This window comes from Streptomyces sp. Mut1 (assembly GCF_030719295.1).
GTDB lineage: Bacteria > Actinomycetota > Actinomycetes > Streptomycetales > Streptomycetaceae > Streptomyces > Streptomyces castrisilvae.
Genome location: NZ_CP120997.1, coordinates 5,044,645 through 5,063,660 on the forward strand (window position 1 = coordinate 5,044,645; position 19,016 = coordinate 5,063,660).

Annotated in this window: 17 protein-coding genes; 9 read left to right on the forward strand and 8 right to left on the reverse strand. The window is 72.2% G+C overall.

Features of this window, described 5'->3' with window-relative positions; genetic code table 11:
- Positions 1–14: 14 nt before the first annotated feature.
- Positions 15–2,021 carry a thioredoxin domain-containing protein gene (locus tag P8A18_RS22040; RefSeq protein WP_306056908.1) on the forward strand — a complete coding sequence of 669 codons (2,007 nt, stop codon included), beginning with the start codon at positions 15–17 and terminating at the stop codon, positions 2,019–2,021.
- A 42-nt stretch (positions 2,022–2,063) separates the two neighbouring features.
- On the opposite strand, the gene P8A18_RS22045 is transcribed toward P8A18_RS22040, so the two are convergent.
- The 3 genes from P8A18_RS22045 to trhA all read right to left on the reverse strand — a co-directional run bounded on the left by P8A18_RS22045 (position 2,064) and on the right by trhA (position 5,091).
- Entirely contained in the window at positions 2,064–2,693 is a 630-nt protein-coding gene (locus P8A18_RS22045; RefSeq protein WP_306056909.1) for a TetR/AcrR family transcriptional regulator, read from the reverse strand.
- Positions 2,694–2,703: 10 nt separating this feature from the next.
- Positions 2,704–4,179 carry an MFS transporter gene (locus tag P8A18_RS22050; RefSeq protein WP_306061062.1) on the reverse strand — a complete coding sequence of 492 codons (1,476 nt, stop codon included), beginning with the start codon at positions 4,177–4,179 and terminating at the stop codon, positions 2,704–2,706.
- A 213-nt stretch (positions 4,180–4,392) separates the two neighbouring features.
- The gene (gene trhA, locus P8A18_RS22055) at positions 4,393–5,091 is read right to left on the reverse strand and encodes a PAQR family membrane homeostasis protein TrhA (RefSeq protein ID WP_306056911.1); all 699 of its coding nucleotides are present in this window, start codon (positions 5,089–5,091) and stop codon (positions 4,393–4,395) included.
- Positions 5,092–5,321: 230 nt separating this feature from the next.
- On the opposite strand from trhA, the gene P8A18_RS22060 reads away from it, so the two are divergent.
- Both P8A18_RS22060 and P8A18_RS22065 read left to right on the forward strand, forming a co-directional pair.
- Positions 5,322–7,148, forward strand: a complete 1,827-nt coding sequence (locus P8A18_RS22060; RefSeq protein ID WP_018550373.1) for a phosphoenolpyruvate carboxykinase (GTP) — start codon at positions 5,322–5,324, stop codon at positions 7,146–7,148.
- A 196-nt stretch (positions 7,149–7,344) separates the two neighbouring features.
- Positions 7,345–7,866, forward strand: a complete 522-nt coding sequence (locus P8A18_RS22065; RefSeq protein WP_306056913.1) for a hypothetical protein — start codon at positions 7,345–7,347, stop codon at positions 7,864–7,866.
- A 68-nt stretch (positions 7,867–7,934) separates the two neighbouring features.
- Here the strand turns inward: P8A18_RS22065 and P8A18_RS22070 are convergent, their stop codons facing one another.
- The 3 genes from P8A18_RS22070 to P8A18_RS22080 form a co-directional block, all read right to left on the reverse strand.
- Complete coding sequence (locus P8A18_RS22070; RefSeq protein ID WP_306056914.1) at positions 7,935–8,357, reverse strand: SCO4983 family protein; 423 nt, start codon at positions 8,355–8,357, stop codon at positions 7,935–7,937.
- 101 nt (positions 8,358–8,458) lie between these two features.
- A complete protein-coding gene (locus P8A18_RS22075) occupies positions 8,459–9,670 on the reverse strand; it encodes a pyridoxal phosphate-dependent aminotransferase (RefSeq protein WP_306056916.1) in 1,212 nt (403 codons plus the stop codon).
- Positions 9,671–9,894: 224 nt separating this feature from the next.
- Complete coding sequence (locus P8A18_RS22080; RefSeq protein ID WP_306056918.1) at positions 9,895–10,731, reverse strand: arylamine N-acetyltransferase family protein; 837 nt, start codon at positions 10,729–10,731, stop codon at positions 9,895–9,897.
- Between the two features lie 129 nt (positions 10,732–10,860).
- Between P8A18_RS22080 and P8A18_RS22085 the strand changes: the two genes are divergently transcribed.
- The 6 genes from P8A18_RS22085 to P8A18_RS22110 all read left to right on the forward strand — a co-directional run bounded on the left by P8A18_RS22085 (position 10,861) and on the right by P8A18_RS22110 (position 15,932).
- The gene (locus tag P8A18_RS22085; RefSeq protein WP_306056919.1) at positions 10,861–11,196 is read left to right on the forward strand and encodes a hypothetical protein; all 336 of its coding nucleotides are present in this window, start codon (positions 10,861–10,863) and stop codon (positions 11,194–11,196) included.
- A 158-nt stretch (positions 11,197–11,354) separates the two neighbouring features.
- Positions 11,355–12,194 carry a CPBP family intramembrane glutamic endopeptidase gene (locus P8A18_RS22090; protein WP_306056921.1) on the forward strand — a complete coding sequence of 280 codons (840 nt, stop codon included), beginning with the start codon at positions 11,355–11,357 and terminating at the stop codon, positions 12,192–12,194.
- Between the two features lie 14 nt (positions 12,195–12,208).
- Positions 12,209–13,381 (forward strand): sensor histidine kinase, encoded by a 1,173-nt coding sequence (locus P8A18_RS22095; protein ID WP_306061065.1) that lies wholly within the window; start codon positions 12,209–12,211, stop codon positions 13,379–13,381.
- Positions 13,378–14,037 carry a response regulator gene (locus P8A18_RS22100; RefSeq protein WP_306056923.1) on the forward strand — a complete coding sequence of 220 codons (660 nt, stop codon included), beginning with the start codon at positions 13,378–13,380 and terminating at the stop codon, positions 14,035–14,037. The genes P8A18_RS22095 and P8A18_RS22100 overlap by 4 nt, the downstream gene beginning before the upstream one ends.
- Positions 14,038–14,165: 128 nt before the next feature.
- Positions 14,166–15,062: a S1 family peptidase gene (locus tag P8A18_RS22105; protein WP_306056925.1), complete on the forward strand. Its 897-nt coding sequence runs from the start codon at positions 14,166–14,168 to the stop codon at positions 15,060–15,062.
- Positions 15,063–15,209: 147 nt separating this feature from the next.
- Positions 15,210–15,932 carry a DUF981 domain-containing protein gene (locus P8A18_RS22110; protein ID WP_018550364.1) on the forward strand — a complete coding sequence of 241 codons (723 nt, stop codon included), beginning with the start codon at positions 15,210–15,212 and terminating at the stop codon, positions 15,930–15,932.
- 43 nt (positions 15,933–15,975) lie between these two features.
- On the opposite strand, the gene P8A18_RS22115 is transcribed toward P8A18_RS22110, so the two are convergent.
- Together P8A18_RS22115 and P8A18_RS22120 are read right to left on the reverse strand one after the other, a co-directional pair.
- Entirely contained in the window at positions 15,976–17,601 is a 1,626-nt protein-coding gene (locus P8A18_RS22115) for an N-acyl-D-amino-acid deacylase family protein (RefSeq protein ID WP_306056927.1), read from the reverse strand.
- Positions 17,602–17,636: 35 nt separating this feature from the next.
- The gene (locus tag P8A18_RS22120) at positions 17,637–18,926 is read right to left on the reverse strand and encodes an alanine racemase (RefSeq protein ID WP_306056929.1); all 1,290 of its coding nucleotides are present in this window, start codon (positions 18,924–18,926) and stop codon (positions 17,637–17,639) included.
- Between the last annotated feature and the right edge of the window lie 90 nt (positions 18,927–19,016).

The following is a 19,016-nucleotide window of genomic DNA, read 5'->3' on the forward strand; positions in this document are numbered from 1 at the left end:
AGAGGCTGGCTCGCATGAATCGGTTGGCTGGTGTGACCTCGCCGTATCTGCTTCAGCATGCTGACAATCCGGTCGACTGGTGGCCCTGGTCGCCCGAGGCGTTCGAGGAGGCGCGGCGGCGCGATGTGCCCGTGCTGTTGTCGGTCGGCTACTCGTCCTGCCACTGGTGCCACGTCATGGCGCACGAGTCGTTCGAGGACGAGGACACCGCCGCGTACCTGAACGAGCACTTCGTGTCCGTGAAGGTGGACCGCGAGGAGCGGCCCGATGTGGACGCCGTGTACATGGAGGCGGTGCAGGCGGCCACCGGGCAGGGTGGGTGGCCGATGACCGTGTTTCTCACCGCGGACGCGGAGCCGTTCTACTTCGGGACGTACTTCCCGCCCGAGTCCCGGCACGGCATGCCGTCGTTCCGGCAGGTGCTCGAAGGGGTGACGGGGGCCTGGACCGGCCGGCGGGACGAGGTCGGGGAGGTGGCCGGGCGGATCGTGCGGGACCTGTCCGAGCGCAGCCTCGCGCACGGCAGCGACGGGCCGCCCGGGGAGGCGGAGCCGGCGCAGGCGCTGCTGGGGCTGACCCGGGAGTACGACGAGAAGCGGGGCGGGTTCGGCGGGGCGCCGAAGTTCCCGCCGTCGATGGCGCTGGAGTTCCTGCTGCGTCACCACGCCCGAACCGGGGCGGAGGGGGCGTTGCAGATGGCGGCCGACACCTGCGAGGCGATGGCCAGGGGCGGGATCTACGACCAGCTCGGCGGCGGGTTCGCGCGGTACTCCGTGGACCGTGAGTGGGTCGTGCCGCACTTCGAGAAGATGCTCTACGACAACGCGCTGCTGTGCCGCGTCTACGCCCATCTGTGGCGCTCGACCGGGTCGGAGCTCGCCCGGCGGGTGGCGTTGGAGACGGCCGACTTCATGGTCCGCGAACTGCGTACGCCCGAGGGCGGGTTCGCCTCCGCGCTGGACGCCGACAGCGAGGACGCGGACGGCAGGCACGTCGAGGGCGCGTACTACGTGTGGACGCCGGCGCAGCTGCGTGAGGTGCTGGGCGAGGACGACGCCGCGTTCGCCGCGGAGTACTTCGGGGTGACCGGCGAGGGCACCTTCGAGGAGGGTTCCTCGGTGCTTCAGCTGCCCGGGGAGCACGACGATCCGCGCGCCGCCGGCGTACGGGAGCGGCTGCTCGCCGCCCGGGGGGCGCGCCCGCGCCCCGGGCGCGACGACAAGGTGGTCGCCGCCTGGAACGGCCTCGCGATCGCCGCGCTCGCCGAGACGGGGGCCTACTTCGACCGGCCCGACCTCGTCGAGCGCGCCACCGAGGCGGCCGACCTCCTGGTACGGGTGCACATGGGCCCCGTCGCCCGGCTGGTCCGTACCTCGAAGGACGGGCGCGCCGGGGAGCACGCCGGGGTGCTGGAGGACTACGGCGATGTCGCCGAGGGCTTCCTCGCGCTGGCGGCCGTCACCGGGGAGGGCGCCTGGCTGGAGTTCGCCGGGTTCCTGCTCGACATCGTGCTCCAGCACTTCACGGGCGAGGGCGGCCAGCTGTACGACACGGCGGACGACGCCGAGCAGCTGATCCGCCGCCCCCAGGACCCCACCGACAGCGCCACCCCGGCGGGCTGGACCGCGGCGGCCGGCGCGCTCCTCTCGTACGCCGCGCACACCGGCTCCGAGCCCCACCGCGCCGGAGCCGAAGGGGCGCTGGGCGTGGTGAAGGCGCTCGGGCCGCGTGCGCCGCGCTTCATCGGCTGGGGGCTCGCGGTGGCCGAGGCGCTGCTCGACGGGCCGCGCGAGGTGGCGGTGGCCGGACCGGTGGGCGGCGAGCTGCACCGTACGGCCCTGCTGGGGCGGGCGCCCGGCGCGGTCGTCGCGGCGGGGGAGGCGGGCGGGGCGGAGTTCCCGTTGCTGGCGGACCGGCCGATGACGGACGGCGCGCCGACCGCGTACGTGTGCAGGCACTTCGTCTGTGACGCGCCGACGACCGACCCGCAGGCGCTGGCCGACGCCCTGGGCGCCGGCTGATCGGGAGGGCGCCGGACCCGGCGGTGCCCGACCGGCGCGCGGTCAGAGGCGCAGGCCGCCCTCCAGCTCGTCCATCGCCTCGTTGATCATGGCCAGCAGGTCGCCCTCCTGGTTGTGCTCGCCCCAGTACAGCGTGACCTCGCGCAGCGCGCCCAGGACCGCCGCGATGAACACCCGGATGCCCAGGTCGTCCGCGCTGCGGCCGGTGCGGTCGGCGAGGACCCGGGCGAGCACCTTCGCCGTGTCCGACATGGTCTCCGTCATCCGGGCGCGGATCGCGGGGACCTCGACCATCAGCCGGGTGCGCTGGCGCAGCTCCTCGTCGTCGGTGGTGAGGAACGAGGACAGCGCCTCCCGCATCATCAGCCGTACGGACACCAGCGGGGGTTCGTCCGCCGGGCGGCTGCGGAGCACGGCTTCCATGACCGGGTCGTACTCGTCGGTGAGGACGATGTCCTCCTTGGTCGCGAAGTACCGGAACACGGTGCTCGGTGAGACCTCGGCCGCCTCCGCGATCTGCTCGATCGTCGTCGCCTCGTACCCCTGCTCCTGGATGAGGCGGTACGTGGCCTGCCGGATCGCGACCCGGGTCTTGAGCTTCTTGCGCTCGCGCAGCCCCATCGGCTGCGTCTCGGGTGCGGTGAAGGCGGGGATGCGGGGGGTGGCGGCCATGGCCCCATTGTCAGGCATCGGCCGGGGCGGCGGCCACGTCCGGGGACGGGGCCCGCCCCTTGGGCGCCGTCGTCAGGAACGCCCCGACGAGCAGTGCGCCGACCAGGGACGTCGCGGCGATGACCAGCAGGACCAGGCCCATGCCGTGGACGTACGCCGCGTCGGCGGAGTCCGCGAGGTGCCGGGCGCCGAGCCGGGCGGCGACGGCGTGGGCGGCGACGACGGAGTCCCCGGCTGTGCCGGCGGCGGCTGCCGGGAGGCCCGCGGTGTCGAGCCGGGCGGAGTAGGCGCCGGCCAGCAGGCTTCCCAGCAGGGCGATCCCGAGGGCGCTGCCCGTCTGGCGCACGGTCATCAGCAGCCCGGAACCGCTGCCGGCCCGGTCGGCGGGCAGGGCGCCGAGCGCCGCGTCCATGGCGGGCACGACCGCGAAGCCGAAGCCGAGTCCGGCGACGGACAGCCACAGCGCGGTGAAGCCGTAACCGCTGTCGACGGTCGTACGGCTGCCGAGCAGCGCGGCGAAGGCGAGCACGACGAGCCCGGCCGACATGGTGGCGCGGGCGCCGAAACGCTCGGTGACCGGGCTGCCGGCCTTCGCGGCGACGATCAGGCCGCCCATCATCGGCAGCATGCGCAGCCCGGTGCCGAAGGCGTCGTGGCCCAGTACGGCCTGGAGGTAGCCGGGGAGGATGAACATGAGCCCGGCCATCACGAACATGACCAGCGTCGCGGCGAGCGCGCTCAGCAGGAACGGCCGCTGCCGCAGCAGGGTCAGGTCGAGCATCGGGCGGACCGCCTTGCGTTCCCGTACGACGAGGGCGGCGAGCAGGACCGCGCCGCCGGCCAGGGCGGCGAGCACCAGCGGGTCGCCCCAGCCGCGGCCGGGCGCCTCGATGATCGCGTAGATCAGGGTGCCGAGGCCGGCCGCGGTCAGCGCGGTGGAGACGGCGTCGACCCCGGGTGCCGCGGGGTCGCGGGTCTCGGGGAGCAGGAACACGCAGGCGGCGATCCCGATCCCGACCATCGGTATGTTGACCAGGAAGATCGAGCCCCACCAGAAGTGGTCGAGCAGCCAGCCGCCGAGGATCGGACCGAGCGGCATGCCGAGCGCGGAAGCGGCCGAGACGATGCCGACGGCCTTGATCCGGTCCCGTGGTTCGCCGAAGAGCGAGGGCAGGACGGCGAGGGCGAGCGGCATGACGAGCGCGCCGCCGACGCCCATCACGCAGCGGGCGGCCACGACGGCGGGCACCCCGGTGGCGAGGACGCCGACGAGCGAGCCGGCCAGGAAGACACCGAGGCCGGTGATGAGCATCCGGCGGCGGCCGAACCTGTCGCCCAGCAGGCCCGCCGGGAGCATCAGGGCGGCGAACACGACGACGTAGGAGTCGGCCATCCACTGCTGTTCGCCCGTGGTGGCGCCGAGATCGCGGGCCATCGTCGGCAGCGCCACGTTGAGGATCGTCATGTCGAAGCCGAGGACGAGCATGCTCGCCACGAGCGCGCCCAGGGCCCACCAGCGTCGGTTCACGGCCCACTCCTTTGATAGTTGCCGTCAAGTGATGCATTCAGTCAAGTGATGTGTTCAGTCAAGTGACAGTAACTCTCAAAAGATGGCCGATGTCAAAGAGGGGTGCTCCGCCGGGCGCACGCGAAAGGGCCGCGGCTCGGAAGCCGCGGCCCTTGTCCAGGAGGGGGAGGTTCAGCTGTGGTTGTACGCCACCAGGGAGATGCCGACGTAGTGCACGACGAAGGCCGCCAGGGTCAGCGAGTGGAAGACCTCGTGGAAGCCGAACCAGCGCGGTGACGGGTTCGGCCGCTTGATGCCGTAGATGACGCCGCCCACGCTGTAGAGGACCCCGCCGACGACGACCAGCACCAGCACCGCGATCCCGCCGGTCCGCATGAAGTCCGGCAGGAAGAAGACCGCCGCCCAGCCCATCGCGATGTAGCAGGGCGTGTAGAGCCAGCGCGGGGCGCCGACCCAGAACACCCGGAAGGCTATGCCCGCGACCGCAGCCGCCCAGACCGCCCACAGGAGCGGGGTGCCGGTGGACTTCGGCAGGAGGAGCAGGGTGAGCGGGGTGTAGGTGCCCGCGATGATCAGGAAGATGTTCGCGTGGTCGAGCCGGCGCAGTACGGCTTCGCCGCGCGGACCCCACGTGCCGCGGTGGTAGACCGCGCTCACGCCGAAGAGCAGGCACGCCGTCAGGATGTAGATCGCGCAGGCTATCCGGCCCCGGGTGCTGTCCGAGAGGGCGATGAGCACGGCGCCGGCGACGACCACGGCCGGGAACATCCCGGCGTGCAGCCAGCCGCGCATCTTCGGTTTGAGCGGGGCGTCGGCGGGGGTGGCCGGGCGCGCTCCGGTGGAGTCGCGTGCGGCGGCTGCGGCAGTCATTCCCGCATCGTACCTACGCCACCGTAGGTACGGGATACGGGCCGGAACCGAGTGTCGATGCTCACGTGGGCGGCCCTCTGGACATATGGGCAAAACGGCCGGATGATCAAATGAGTGCGGTCGGCACCGGATGAGCGCCAGGGGAATTCGAAGGGGTATACGCATCCGGGTCGCGGCCCCCACGGGGCACCAGAGCACCAAACAGAAGACACCCTCACCAAGGAGCGATCGTGGCGCGCGACATCGCGGCTCCCCTCACTGTTCCCACCAGCCACCAGGAGCTCGTCTCCTGGGTGGATGAGATCGCAGCACTCACCGAACCGGACCGCGTGGTCTGGTGCGACGGTTCCGAGGCCGAGTACGAGCGCCTGTGCGGGGAGCTCGTGGCCAAGGGCACGTTCACCGAACTCGACGAGATCAAACGCCCGAACTCCTACTACGCGGCCTCCGACCCGAGCGACGTCGCCCGCGTGGAGACCCGGACGTTCATCTGCTCCGAGAAGGAGGAGGACGCCGGCCCGACCAACCACTGGAAGGACCCCGCCGAGATGCGGGACATCTTCGTGGGCGAACAGGGCGTCTTCCGCGGCTCGATGCGCGGCCGGACCATGTACGTCGTGCCCTTCTGCATGGGCCCGCTCGGCTCCCCGCTCTCCGCGATCGGCGTCGAGATCACCGACTCCGCGTACGTCGCCGTCTCGATGCGCACCATGACGCGCATGGGGCAGCCGGTGCTCGACGAGCTCGGGGCGGACGGCTTCTTCGTGAAGGCCGTCCACACCCTGGGCGCGCCCCTGGCCGAGGGCCAGGAGGACGTTCCGTGGCCGTGCAACTCCACCAAGTACATCTCGCACTTCCCCGAGGACCGCGAGATCTGGTCCTACGGCTCCGGCTACGGCGGCAACGCCCTGCTCGGCAAGAAGTGCTACGCGCTGCGCATCGCCTCGGTCATGGCGCGCGACGAGGGCTGGCTCGCCGAGCACATGCTGATCCTGAAGCTCACGCCGCCGCGCGGTGAGTCGAAGTACGTGGCGGCCGCGTTCCCGAGCGCCTGCGGCAAGACGAACCTCGCCATGCTGGAGCCCACCATCTCCGGCTGGACCGTGGAGACCATCGGGGACGACATCGCGTGGATGCGGTTCGGCGAGGACGGCCGGCTGTACGCGATCAACCCCGAGGCCGGCTTCTTCGGCGTCGCGCCCGGCACCGGCGAGCACACCAACGCCAACGCCATGAAAACGATGTGGGGCAACTCCGTCTTCACCAACGTCGCGCTCACCGACGACGGCGACGTCTGGTGGGAGGGCATGACCGAGGAGCCGCCCGCGCACCTCACGGACTGGAAGGGCAACGACTGGACCCCCGCGTCCGACACGCCCGCCGCCCACCCCAACGCCCGCTTCACCGTTCCGGCCGGGCAGTGCCCGATCATCGCGCCCGAGTGGGAGGACCCGAAGGGCGTGCCGATCTCGGCCATCCTCTTCGGCGGCCGCCGCGCCTCCGCCGTCCCGCTGGTCACCGAGTCCTTCAACTGGCAGCACGGTGTCTTCCTCGGAGCCAACGTCGCCTCCGAGAAGACCGCCGCCGCCGAGGGCAAGGTCGGCGAGCTGCGCCGCGACCCGTTCGCCATGCTGCCGTTCTGCGGCTACAACATGGGCGACTACATGAACCACTGGCTCAAGGTCGGCGCGGACAAGCCGGACCAGTCGAAGCTGCCGAAGATCTACTACGTGAACTGGTTCCGCAAGAACGACGCGGGCAAGTTCGTCTGGCCCGGCTTCGGCGAGAACAGCCGCGTCCTGAAGTGGATCGTCGAGCGGCTGGAGGGCAAGGCGGAGGGCGTCGAGACCCCGATCGGCATCCTGCCCGCCGAGGGTTCCCTCGACACCGAGGGCCTGGACCTCTCCGAGGCCGACCTCGACTTCCTGCTCAAGGTCGACAAGGAGGTCTGGCGCGAGGAGGCGGCCCTGGTCCCCGAGCACCTCAACACCTTCGGCGACCACACGCCGAAGGAGCTGTGGGACGAGTACCGCGCCCTGGTCCAGCGCCTGGGCTGAGCGCCTTCCGTACGCACGATGACGGCCCCCGCCACCCGGAGCGATCCGGGCGGCGGGGGCCGTCGGCGTACCCGACTCCGCCCGTTCGTAGTCGTGTTGTGACCGTCCGGAGCCGTGGGCGTGGCCGGCCCGGCCCTACGGTTGGCGGGTCGCGCCATCGGTGCGCGCGGGGAGCGGAGCGGGGGGAGTGAGCGGCATGACGTATCCGCCGTATCCCAACACGTCGGAGTCCGGCCCGCCGCTTTTCCCGGGGCGGCCGATGCCCGGCTGGGCGTTGGCGCTGATCGTGGCGACCGGCGCGCTGGTGGTGCTCGCCCTGCTCATGCTCGTGGGCTTCTCCTACGTGTACGGGAAGAACCACGAGGACATGCGCTTCCCGTCCGACGACGTCACCGTCTCCTCCTGCCGGCTCGACGCGACGACCGGGCGCCCGATGGCCGAGGTGCGGGTGACGAGCCGGGCGACGCGGCGCGGGACCTACACCGTGCCCCTCGTCTTCCGGGACCTGACGGCCGGGAGCGTGAAGAACGCGGGGGCGGGGAGCGCGCGGGAGGCGGCGGCGGGGCACAGCACCGCGGTCGTGGCGGACCTGGCGGTGGGCGCCACGGCGTCCAGGCAGGTCACCGGGCCGGTTCCGGTGCTGGGACTGCCCGAGTGCGAGATCGGTGACGTGACCTTCCTGTCGACCGCCGCGCCGGCGACCGCGTCGGGGTTGTGACCCGTCGGCCGGGGCCCGGAGAGGTGGCACCCGGGCCGCGCGTCGCGACGGCGCGTGGCCCGGGGCCGTCAGTGGGCGGCGGCCAGCCGCGTGCGGGTGGCGGCGGGCCGCTCGGTGCCGGTCGTGGGCGGGAGCGCCTCGGTGTGGGCGTCCATGCGCTCGGCCGAGAGGATCGCCACCGCTGTGTCGGCGCGGGAGGCCGCCACCACCAGGGCCCGGCCCGCGAGGGCGTGGGCGCGGCGGTGGAGGGCGGTGGCGGGCGCGTCGCTCAGGCCGGCGTGCCGGGCGGGCGGGGCGCCGCGCAGCCGGGCGACCTGCTCGGCGATGCGGTCGGCCGCCGCGTCGAGGCCGAGCTCGTCGGTGACCGCGAGCAGGGCGGCCAGGTATCCGGCGAGCTGGATGTCCAGCTCCTCCTCGCGGGTGCGGTGCGGGAAGTCGCCGGCACGGTCGGCCGGTGTGTGGACCGATTTGGTGCGGATCGGTTCGTACATGGATGGCCTCCTGGTGTCGCTGTGGGGACCATCCTAGCTTGGAATCAGTCTAAAGTTGTCCATCATCGAGGAAGGGGTGGCGGGCGGCCGCTCGCGGCCTGTCACACCTGGCTGTAACCGTCCAGGAAGTGGGCGATCCGGCCGATCGCGTCCGTCAGGTCCTCGACCGAGGGCAGCGTCACCACGCGGAAGTGGTCCGGGTCCGGCCAGTTGAACCCCGTCCCCTGCACCACCATGATCTTCTCGGCCCGCAACAGGTCCAGGACCATCTGCCGGTCGTCCTTGATCTTGTAGACCTTGGGGTCGAGCCGGGGGAAGAGGTACAGCGCCCCCTTCGGCTTCACGCAGGTCACGCCCGGGATCTGGGTCAGCAGCTCGTACGCCGTGTCGCGCTGCTCCAGGATGCGGCCGCCCGGCAGCACCAGCTCGTTGATCGACTGCCGGCCGCCGAGCGCGGTGGCGACGGCGTGCTGCGAGGGCATGTTGGCGCACAGCCGCATATTGGCCAGGATCGTCAGCCCCTCGATGTACGAGGTGGCGTGCGCCTTCGGGCCGCAGACGGCCATCCAGCCGGAGCGGTAACCGGCCACCCGGTAGTTCTTCGACAGCCCGTTGAAGGTGAGCACCATCAGGTCGGGGGCGATCGTCGCGGTGGGGGTGTGGGTGGCGCCGTCGTAGAGGATGCGGTCGTAGATCTCGTCGGAGCAGACGATCAGGTTGTGGCGGCGGGCGATCTCCGTCAGCCCGCGCAGCATCTCGTCGTCGTACACCGCACCCGTCGGGTTGTTCGGGTTGATGATCACCATCGCCTTGGTGCGGTCGGTGATCTTCCGCTCGATGTCGGCGAGGTCGGGCATCCAGTCCGCCTGCTCGTCGCAGCGGTAGTGCACGGCCGTGCCGCCGGCCAGGGCGACCGAGGCCGTCCACAGCGGGTAGTCCGGGGCCGGGACCAGCACCTCGTCGCCGTCGTCGAGCAGTGCCTGCATCGACATCTGGATCAGCTCGGAGACGCCGTTGCCCAGGTAGACGTCCTCGACGTCGAGGTCGATGCCCTTGGTCTGGTAGTGCTGCATCACCGCCCGCCGCGCGGACAGCAGCCCCTTCGCGTCGCCGTAGCCGTGCGCCCCGGAGAGGTTGCGCAGGATGTCCTCAAGGATCTCCGGCGGGCACTCGAAACCGAACGCGGCGGGGTTGCCGGTGTTGAGCTTGAGGATGCGGTGCCCGGCTGCCTCCAGCCGCATCGCCTCCTCCAGCACGGGGCCGCGGATTTCGTAACAGACGTTGGCGAGCTTCGTGGACTGGATGACCTGCATGTCAGCGAGCTTACGACTGTGTTTCACGGGCCGCCCGGCCTTCCGCCGCCGGTTGGCCCGCCCGGGTAGCCGCGCACGCCGTCCCCGGCTTTCATCGCCATGCGCCCGCCTCCCCGCGCCGTCGGAACGCCGGTCGCGGGAGGGGCCGGGCTTGGAATGGGGTGGCCGGGGACTGTGACGTGGCGCGGCGGGTGAGATGCGCCACGGCGCGGTGACGACAGGCCCTACTCCGGAAGGCGGGCGCCCTGCGGGAGCCGGATCGTGAAGAGCTCCGCCAGTACCCGCGCCACCTCGTCGGGGTCCGCCAGCTCCCGTTCCTCCGGGGCGCCGCCGCCGTGCGGCGTCACCAGCAGGGTGCGGCCGGACAGGGCCAGATGCGCGTCCTCGGTGGTGCGCCGCACGTACAGCAGGTGCTCGAAGGGCGAGCGTGGGTTGGTCGCGATGTGCCAGTTGACGACCTCGAAGTCGGGCGCCTCGAAGGGCTCCCTCGTGAACGCGTACTGCCGTTCCCACCCGCCGTCCCGGGTACGGGCCACCAGCTCCCACAGCTCCAGCGGCCCGTCGTGCTCCGGCCGGACGAGCCGGTGGTGGCGCGGGGCGTCGTGCAGCTCCGCTCCCGGGGCCAGCGCGATCGGCTCCAGCAGCGAGCCGGCCGAGCCGAAGCCGACATCGGCGAGATACGGGGTGGGCTCGCCCGGCACCCGGACCTCCATCAGCATGTGGGTGCGGGGCCGGATGTCGCCGGGGGCCGCGCCCAGCACCACCCGGGCGGCGAGCAGCGTGACCTCGAAGCCGAGCGCCCTCAGCGCGGCGGCGAGCAGGGTGTTCTGCTCGTAGCAGTAGCCCCCGCGCCCGCCGCGCACGATCTTGGCCTCCAGATCGGGCAGCGCGAGCGAGGGCACGACGCCCAGGACCGGGTCCAGATTCTCGAAGGGGATACCCAGCGCGTGCGCGCGGTGCACGCCACGCAGCACGGCCGCGGTGGGCCGGCGCTCCCCGTTCCAGCCGATCCGGGCGAGGTAGGCGTCGAGGTCGAGTACGTGGGCGGCGTCACGAGTCATGCCGCGACCGTACGCAGCGGCGGCCGCCCGCCGCACCCTCCGCCCGCCGGGCGGGCGGAAGCCGGCCGGGTACCTCAGAAGTTGCTCAACACCCGTGAGGAACGCGGGCGGACGGGGCACGCTCGGCACATGATCGGAAACGGGAAGCAGGACATGGCCGTGATCGTGGTGCGTGACGCGGACGCCGTCGCCGCCGCGCTCCGGGAGGCGCTGGAGCGGGCGGGCGACGCGGAACGCCCCGGGCTCCAAAGGGCCCTCGGGCTGGCCGTCGCGCAGAGCGGGGTGCCGGACGCGGAGCTGCGCGGCGGCTGGGCCGGGCGCCGGATCAGGGCGGCCGGCCACGAGGGGCCCCTCGACTCCGTGGCGGCGGTCAAGGCGCTGCGGACCGCCGAGCCGGGGCTGAGCCTGCGGCAGGCCGTACGGCTGTCGCGGGAGGCGGCGGCCCTGACGGAGAAGGCCGGATAGCGGTACGGGGCGAGGCCCCGAGCCGGTGGATCCGCGCGTTGTCCCCCGTGCGAGCTACGCGCAGGTGTCCACTCAGCGGTGACGATTTCGGCGCGCCCCGTCCGTAGCGTTCGGACGGAGCCGCGGCAGGCCGCCGCGGACGCGTCGAAGGGATTCTCATGAGAGTGGTCTGGCAGCTCCTCGCCGTTGTGGCGGTCTGGGCGATCGGCGGCCAGTGCGTCAGCGCGGTGGACGGGAACCCGTGGCTCACGCTCGGCCTCGGCCTCGTGACCGGGGTGCTCGCCCTCCTCGTCTACCGGTGGGTGGTGGGGCGTACCGAACGGCGTGCGGTCACCGAGCTGGCCCGCGAGGGGGCGGCGAGGGGGCTGCGGCGCGGGACGCTGATCGGGCTGGTGCTGTTCACGGCGGTCATCGCGAACATCGCCCTGCTCGGGGACTACGAGGTGAACGGCCTGGGCTCGGTGTCGGGTGCGGTGGGGCTCGTCGGCTTCATGGCCGCTGCCGCCGTCACCGAGGAAGTGGTGTTCCGGGGCGTGCTGTTCCGGATCGTCGAGGAGCGCGCCGGAACCGTGATCGCGCTGACGCTGACCGGGGTGCTGTTCGGTCTGATGCACCTGGCCAACCCGGCCGCGAACCTGTGGGGCGCCATCGCCATCGCGATCGAGGCGGGCGGCATGCTCGCCGCCGCGTACGCCGCCACCCGCAGCCTGTGGGTGCCCATCGGGGTGCACTTCGGGTGGAACTTCGCCGCGGCCGGCATCTTCAGTACCGAGGTCTCGGGCAACGACACCCCGCAGGGCATCCTGGACTCGGTGGCCTCCGGCTCCACGCTCGTCACCGGCGGGGACTTCGGCCCCGAAGCGAGCGTGTACGCCGTGCTGTTCGGGGTCCTGCTGACGCTCGCGTTCCTGTGGCTGGCGCGCCGGCGCGGCAATCTGGTGCCCCGCGGAGGCCGGCGTACCGACCTGACCGGTGCCGCCACTACAGTTTCCCGGTGATCAGTCTTCGGAGCGTGCCGGCCGGGTGGCGGCGGTTCGACACCGCCGTCCGCCGGCCGGCGTGGTGGCAGCGGCTCGATGTCACCGTCCGCGATCTGCCGTTCGGGCTGCTGCTGTTCGCCATGTCGCTCATCCCCGCCTTTCACCAGCACGGGACGCAGCTCGGTGGCGTGGCGGAGCGTCCGTTCGACGCGCTGGGCGTGCTGGCCGCCGTGCTGGAGAGCCTGCCGCTCGCCCTGCGGCGCAGGTGGCCGACGGTCTGCCTGGCCCTGGTCTCGATGGGCTTCGCCGTCGACCAGTTCGGCGGCTACCACCTGGTCGCCGGCACCGGGCTGCTCATCACCATGCTGAGCGCGGGTGCCCATCTGGACCGCCACCGGCGCGTCACCGCGCTCGTCCTGACCGTCGCGTACGTGCCGCTGGCGGTCTTTCTGTACCGGTACGGCACCGAACCGGTGGACGAGTTCCTGACGTTCTACCTGGTGCTGGCCTTCGCCTGGGGTGCCGGGACGTGGCTGCGCGCCACCCGGTCCGCCGAGGCGGAACGCCGCCGCCGGCTCGCCGACGACACCCGTGCCGCCGAACGTGCCCGCATCGCGCGCGAGTTGCACGACATCGTGACCCACCACGTGACGGCGATGGTCGTGCAGGCCGAGGCGGCCCGCTATCTGACCGCCGTGCCCGACCGGCTCGACCACACCCTGAGCACCGTCACCGACACCGGCCGCCGGGCCATCAACGACCTGCGCCACCTGCTCGACCTGCTCGACCCGGGCCACGGCGCGGAGGCCAGGAAGCCGGCCGTCGGCCGTATCCACACCCTCGTCGAACAGACCCGGCGGGCCGGGCAGAGCGTGGAGTTCACCGAGCACGGCACCCCCGCCGAGTCCACCGGAAGCGCCGATCTGGTGGCCTACCGTGTGGTGCAGGAAGCGCTGACGAACGCGCTCAAGTACGCCCACGGCAGCCGGACTTCGGTGCTCGTGCGGCACGGCGGAAGAGAGATCACCGTGGAGGTCGGTACGGACGGCTCCGGCAGGCGGGCCGAGGTCCCCAAGGGCAGCGGGCGTGGGCTGGCCGGGCTGAGCGAGCGGGTCGGCGTCCTGGGCGGCGACTTCAGCGCGGAGCCCGCCGCGGACGGCGGCTTCGTCGTGCGCGCCCGCATACCCTCGGGGAGCGCGTCGTGACCGCACCGGTCCGGGTCCTCGTCTGCGACGACCAGATCCTCGTCCGCACCGGCCTCGCCACGATCATCGACGCCCAGCCGGACCTGGAGGTGGCGGGCGAGTGCGGGGACGGCCGGACCGCCGTCGAGATGGCGGGCCGGCTGCGCCCGGACGTCGTGGTGATGGACATCCGCATGCCGGTGCTGGACGGCATCGAGGCGACGCGCCTGCTGGCCGGGGCGGGCGTGGAGCGGCCCGCCAAGGTGCTGGTGGTGACCACCTTCAACCTGGACGAGTACGTGTACGAGGCGCTGCGTGCCGGGGCGAGCGGGTTCCTGCTCAAGGACGCCCCGCCCGCCCAGCTGCTGCACGGCATCCGGACCGTGCACACGGGCCAGGCGCTGATCGACCCCGAGGTGACGCGCAAGCTGGTCGGCCGGTACGCCGCCCGCATCCGTCCCACCGGGTCCACCTCTTCCGACCTCCCGCTGACCCCGCGCGAGCTGGAGGTGCTGCGCCTGATCGCGGACGGCTTCTCCAACAGCGAGATCGCGGGGGCGCTCCTGATCAGCCAGGAGACCGTGAAGACGTTCGTCTCCCGCATTCTCGCCAAGCTCGGGCTGCGCGACCGCGTCCAGGCCGTCGTCTACGCGTACCGCCAGGGCCTGGTGACCTGAACACGCGTCCGGAACCCGCCCCTTGTGCACCCCCTCCCCATGCGCCAACATGCGCATGTCAAAACCGAAGAAATTTCGGTGGCAGAGGCCTGTCACGCTCTGTTCAGGTCACAAGAGGGGACCCCCACATGCAAAAGCCTCTCGTCGGTGCGCTCTTCGCGGTGCTGCTCCTCGGAGCCGGTATCGCCCCCGCGACCGCGGCGACAAGCCACGCGGCGGCACCGATCGGCACGGTCGAGGCAGCAGCCCCGGCCGGTCACACCACGCTCCGGACCGAGGCGGTCCGGCCCAAGGCCATCGGCTTCGCCGGGACCGTGGCGCTCAGCAACTGCTCGGGCTCGGTCGTCCGCACGCCGGACTCGCAGCCCGACGACCCGGCCCTCGTGCTCTCCAACGGGCACTGCCTGGAGACCGGCTTCCCGGCCCCCGGCACGGTCCTGGTGAACCGTTCCTCCAGCCGCAGCTTCACCCTGCTCAACGCCTCGGGCAGCGGTATCGGCACGGTCCGGGCGAGCAAGATCGCGTACGGCACGATGACGGACACCGACATATCGGTGTACCAGCTCACCTCCACGTACGCCCAGATCGAGAGCACGTACGGCATCAAGGCGCTGGAGCTGAACACCGCGCACCCGGTCCAGGGCAGCGCGATCACCGTCGTGTCCGGGTACTGGAAGCGCACCTACAGCTGCAACGTCGACGGGTTCGTCTACCGGCTCAAGGAAGGCGGATGGACCTGGAAGGACTCCGTCCGCTACACCTCCGCCTGCCAGACCATCGGCGGCACCTCCGGCTCCCCGGTGATCGACGACGCCACCGGCAAGGTGGTCGCCGTCAACAACACGGGCAACGAGGACGGCCAGCAGTGCACGGACAACAACCCGTGCGAGGTCGACGAGAACGGGCAGGTGACGGTGCGCCAGGGCATCAACTACGCCCAGGAGACCTACGGCATCGCCGCGTGCATCGGCGCCGGCAACGTCTTCGACCTGGACCGTGCGGGGTGCACCCTGCCCAAGCCGTGACGTACGGGCCGTGACGGCCGGGCCGTTCTCCCCGGGGCGCAGGAGTGCTCCGCCCCGGGGGGTGGTGCGGTGACGTGGGTGACCCGTACAGCTCAAGCGACCTACTCAATGGGCGATATGGTCGAAATGCGGCTATAGGCTCCGCGCATGATCAGCCATGCCCTTCCCCTGGCGGCGTCCGGTCTGAAGATCGACTGGACCAAGATGCCGACGTACAACACGATCATGTCCGTCGCCGCGGGCGCCGGACTCCTGCTGGTGGTCGCGCTCGGATACCAGCTCCTCCGTCCCCGGCGCACCATCACCCCCGAGGGCTGGGCCCTGGCGTTCGGGGCGATCGGCTTCACCCTCGTCACCACGGGTCTGCACATGACCCTGACCTGGCCGCTGGCCGGACAGGGCTTCCCCTTCGACAACATCATCTTCGGTGAACCGGCCCTGGCCTTCGGCGTCTTCCTCCTCGCCGCAAGCTTCTACCTCTGGAAACAGGGAGCCGTCGTCGGCGACGCGGACCGCGTTGACCGGGTGGCCCGGATCGCCGGACCCATCTCGGTCTTCGTCTTCGGCCTCGGGCTCGCCTGCTTCGGGATCGCCGCGGCCGGCTGGAAGTACACCCTCTTCGCCGCGCCCCCCGAGGAGCCCATCTCCGGCGAGTTCGCCGACATGCCGATGCTGGAGGCGAGCTTCATGTCCGGGCTGTACGTCCTCGTCGGCATCGGCGCCCTCCTCTTCCCGTTCGTGCTGCGTCGCCCCCGGACCTGGATGACCCCTGTCATCGGTGTCGTCTGGGCGCTTGCCGGGCTGGCGTTCCTGTTCTTCGGCGGGCTCAACTACTTCACCCACATCGGACTCATCGTCAACACGATGTGAAGCGCCCCGCCGGGCGCCTCCCGGCGTCGGGCGGCCCCGTGGGTCAGCCCGCCCTCCGGCCTGCTCCGCGCACCGACCGGCCCGCGAGTACCTGCGTACGCCTGCTGTCCTCGATCACGAAGCGGCCGTCGATCAGCACGTGCGGGATGCCGGAGGGCAGGGCGCGGGGCTCCTCGAACGTCGAGCCCGCCGCCACCGTCTCCGGGTCGAAGAGGACCAGGTCGGCGCGGTGGCCCTCGCGCACGTACCCCCGGTCGGGCAGCCGCAGCCGGGCCGCCGGGCGCGAGGTGAGGTGGGCGACGCACTCCTCCAGCGAGAGGATGCCCAGCTCCCGTGCGTAGTGACCCAGGTAGTGGGGAAAGGTGCCGTACGCGCGAGGGTGCGGCTTGTCCCCCTGGAGGATGCCGTCACTGCCTCCGGTGTGGACGCGGTGGCGCATGATCCGCCGGACGTTCTCCTCGTGGCCCACGTGCTGGAGGATCGTCGTCCCGAGCCGGTCCTCCACCAGCAGCCGGCGCGCGGTCACCCAGGGCTCCTCGCCGCGCAGCCGCGCCGACTCGGCCACCGTACGGCCGACGTACGCGGCGAGCGCGGGCGCGCCGGCCCCGGAGATCTCGATGGTGTCCCACTCGATCGGCACCCCGTGGCAGCCGTCCGAGCCGGTGACCTCCAGGTCGTGGCGGATGCGCGCGGCCGTGGCGTCGTCGGCCAGCCGGGCCAGGACCGATTCCGGGCCGCCCTCGCCCGCCCAGCTGGGCAGCATCGCGACGAGGGTCGTGCAGCCGGGGGTGTACGGGTAGGTGTCGAGCGAGATGTCGGCGCCCGCGTCGAGCGCGTCGTCCAGGAGGGCGAGCAGTTCCGGGGCGCGGCCCTCGTTGACCCCGAAGTTCATGGTCGCGTGGGCCAGGTGCAGGGAACAGCCCGCGTCGCGGGTGAGCCGCACCATCTCCTCGTACGCCTCCAGCGCGCCGGCGCCGTAGGAGCGGTGGTGCGGGCAGTAGTAGCCGCCGTGCGCGGCCACCACCCGGCACAGCGCGGTGAGTTCGGCGTCGTCCGCGTACATGCCGGGGGTGTAGGTGAGCCCCGACGACATGCCGACGGCGCCCTCGCGCATGCCCTGGTCCACGAGCCCGCGCATCCGGGCCAGCTCGGCGTCGGTGGCGGGCCGGTCCTCCCAGCCGACCGCGTGCATCCGCACCGTGCCCTGCGGGACGAGGTAGGCGGCGTTGACCGCGATGCCCTGTCCGCCGAAGTTGCGGTCGAGCCGGTCGAGGTAGCCGCCGACGGTGCGCCAGTCGAAGTCGATGTCGTCGCCGTAGCCGTTCCACCCGGCGATGGAGCGGCGGACCTCGGCGAGCGTGCGGTCGTCCACGGGCGCGTACGACAGGCCGTCCTGGCCGAGGACCTCCAGCGTGACGCCCTGGGCGGCCTTCGCGCTGTGGTCGGGGTCCCGCAGCAGCGCCAGGTCGCTGTGGGCGTGCATGTCGATGAAGCCGGGGGACAGGGCCAGGCCGTCGGCGTCCAGGGTGCGGGCGGCGGTGGGGCGGGGGCCGGGGGAGTCCTCGCGGTGGATCTCCGCGACGCGGCCGTCGGTGACGGCCACGTCGGCACGGTAGGAGGGGGTGGCGGTGCCGTCGATGACGCGGGCGTCGCGGATGACGAGGTCCATGGGGGAGGGGTGCCTTTCGCGGAGCGGAGCCCGGCTCAGAAGAAGGTGCGGACGAAGTCGGTGACCGTGCCGTCCGCCTCCACGAGCGGGATCAGCTGCCATTTGTCGAAGCTCGTGCACGGGTGGGACAGGCCCATCCCCACCCAGTCCCCGACCTCCAGCCGGGCGTCCGGCCCGGTCCGCACCCACGCGTGCTGGTCCGACAGGCCGCTGACCGTGATCCCCTCGGCCGCCCGCACCGACCCGTCCCGCGCGGAGCGCACGACCTGCGCCTCGGGCAGGTCCAGGTCGTACGCCGCGTCCCGCTTGCCCGCGTTGAGGAACGCCTGCTCGGCGGTCGGGCGCGACACGACCTGCGCCCACAGCCGGAACGCCGGCCGGAGCGCGCCCTCCTCGGGGACCCGGTTGAAGGGCGTGAGGTGGCGGTAGTGCCCGTCGTCGTGCGAGACGTACGCCCCCGAGCGCAGCAGCTTGAGTACGGGGGCGGAGAGCCCGGGGATCTCGGCGAACACCTCCGCCACCGCGTCGAACCACGCGCTGCCGCCCGCGCTGACCACGATCGGCTCCCCGGCCCCGAGCCCGGCGAAACGCCCCTCCGCGTCGAAGCCGGCGGCCAGCGCGACGAGCCGGCGCAGCCAGTCCCGCACCCGCTCGCCGGAGGCCTGCGGCACCTCACCCTCGTACCCCGCCACGCCCACCAGGCGCAGGGCCGCCGCCCCGGCCACCGCGTCGGCCACGGCGGCGCAGTCCGCCTCCGTCCTGGCCCCGGTGCGGGCGCCCTCGCCCGCGCCCAGCTCCACCACGACGTCGACGGGGCGGGAGGCGCCCGCCGCGCGCAGGGCCTCGTCCATCAGCTCCACCCCGCGCACGGAGTCGACGTAACAGACGAACGCGAAGTCCGGGTCGGCGTCCAGCTCGCCCGCGAGCCAGCGCAGCGCGGCGGCGTCCACCAGCTCGTTGGCGAGGAAGATCCGCCCGATTCCGAACGCCCGGTAGACGCGGGCCTGGTGGGGAACGGCCGCCGTGATGCCCCACGCGCCGTGCTGGAGCTGGCGGGCGAACAGCTGCGGGGACATCGACGTCTTGCCGTGCGGGGCGAACGCGAGGCCGTGGCGCTCGGCGTACGTCTCCAGGAGCGCGAGGTTGTGCTCCACGGACTCGGCGGACAGGGCGAGCACGGGGGTGGTGAACCCGCCGTCGAAGAGGTTGCGGCGCTCGGCGGCCAGCGCGCCGACCGTCAGGCCCGCCGCGTCCGGCGGGAGCCCCTTGAACCGGTGGTCGACCGGTTCGTCGGCGAGAGCGGTCACGTGGGGCGCGGCGGCCATGAGGTCTCCTCGGTCCGGGTCCGGTCAGCGATGCGATTGCAACATATGCAACACCCATTGCGTATATCGCTCAGGGCTGTCTAACATCCG

Coding starts and splice junctions, on each gene's coding strand:
- P8A18_RS22040 (WP_306056908.1), top strand. CDS start 15: ATGAATCGGTTGGCTGGTGTGACCTCGCCGTATCTGCTTCAGCATGCT.
- P8A18_RS22045 (WP_306056909.1), bottom strand. CDS start 2,693: ATGGCCGCCACCCCCCGCATCCCCGCCTTCACCGCACCCGAGACGCAG.
- P8A18_RS22050 (WP_306061062.1), bottom strand. CDS start 4,179: ATGCTCGTCCTCGGCTTCGACATGACGATCCTCAACGTGGCGCTGCCG.
- trhA (WP_306056911.1), bottom strand. CDS start 5,091: ATGACTGCCGCAGCCGCCGCACGCGACTCCACCGGAGCGCGCCCGGCC.
- P8A18_RS22065 (WP_306056913.1), top strand. CDS start 7,345: ATGACGTATCCGCCGTATCCCAACACGTCGGAGTCCGGCCCGCCGCTT.
- P8A18_RS22070 (WP_306056914.1), bottom strand. CDS start 8,357: ATGTACGAACCGATCCGCACCAAATCGGTCCACACACCGGCCGACCGT.
- P8A18_RS22075 (WP_306056916.1), bottom strand. CDS start 9,670: ATGCAGGTCATCCAGTCCACGAAGCTCGCCAACGTCTGTTACGAAATC.
- P8A18_RS22080 (WP_306056918.1), bottom strand. CDS start 10,731: ATGACTCGTGACGCCGCCCACGTACTCGACCTCGACGCCTACCTCGCC.
- P8A18_RS22085 (WP_306056919.1), top strand. CDS start 10,861: ATGATCGGAAACGGGAAGCAGGACATGGCCGTGATCGTGGTGCGTGAC.
- P8A18_RS22090 (WP_306056921.1), top strand. CDS start 11,355: ATGAGAGTGGTCTGGCAGCTCCTCGCCGTTGTGGCGGTCTGGGCGATC.
- P8A18_RS22105 (WP_306056925.1), top strand. CDS start 14,166: ATGCAAAAGCCTCTCGTCGGTGCGCTCTTCGCGGTGCTGCTCCTCGGA.
- P8A18_RS22110 (WP_018550364.1), top strand. CDS start 15,210: ATGATCAGCCATGCCCTTCCCCTGGCGGCGTCCGGTCTGAAGATCGAC.
- P8A18_RS22115 (WP_306056927.1), bottom strand. CDS start 17,601: ATGGACCTCGTCATCCGCGACGCCCGCGTCATCGACGGCACCGCCACC.
- P8A18_RS22120 (WP_306056929.1), bottom strand. CDS start 18,926: ATGGCCGCCGCGCCCCACGTGACCGCTCTCGCCGACGAACCGGTCGAC.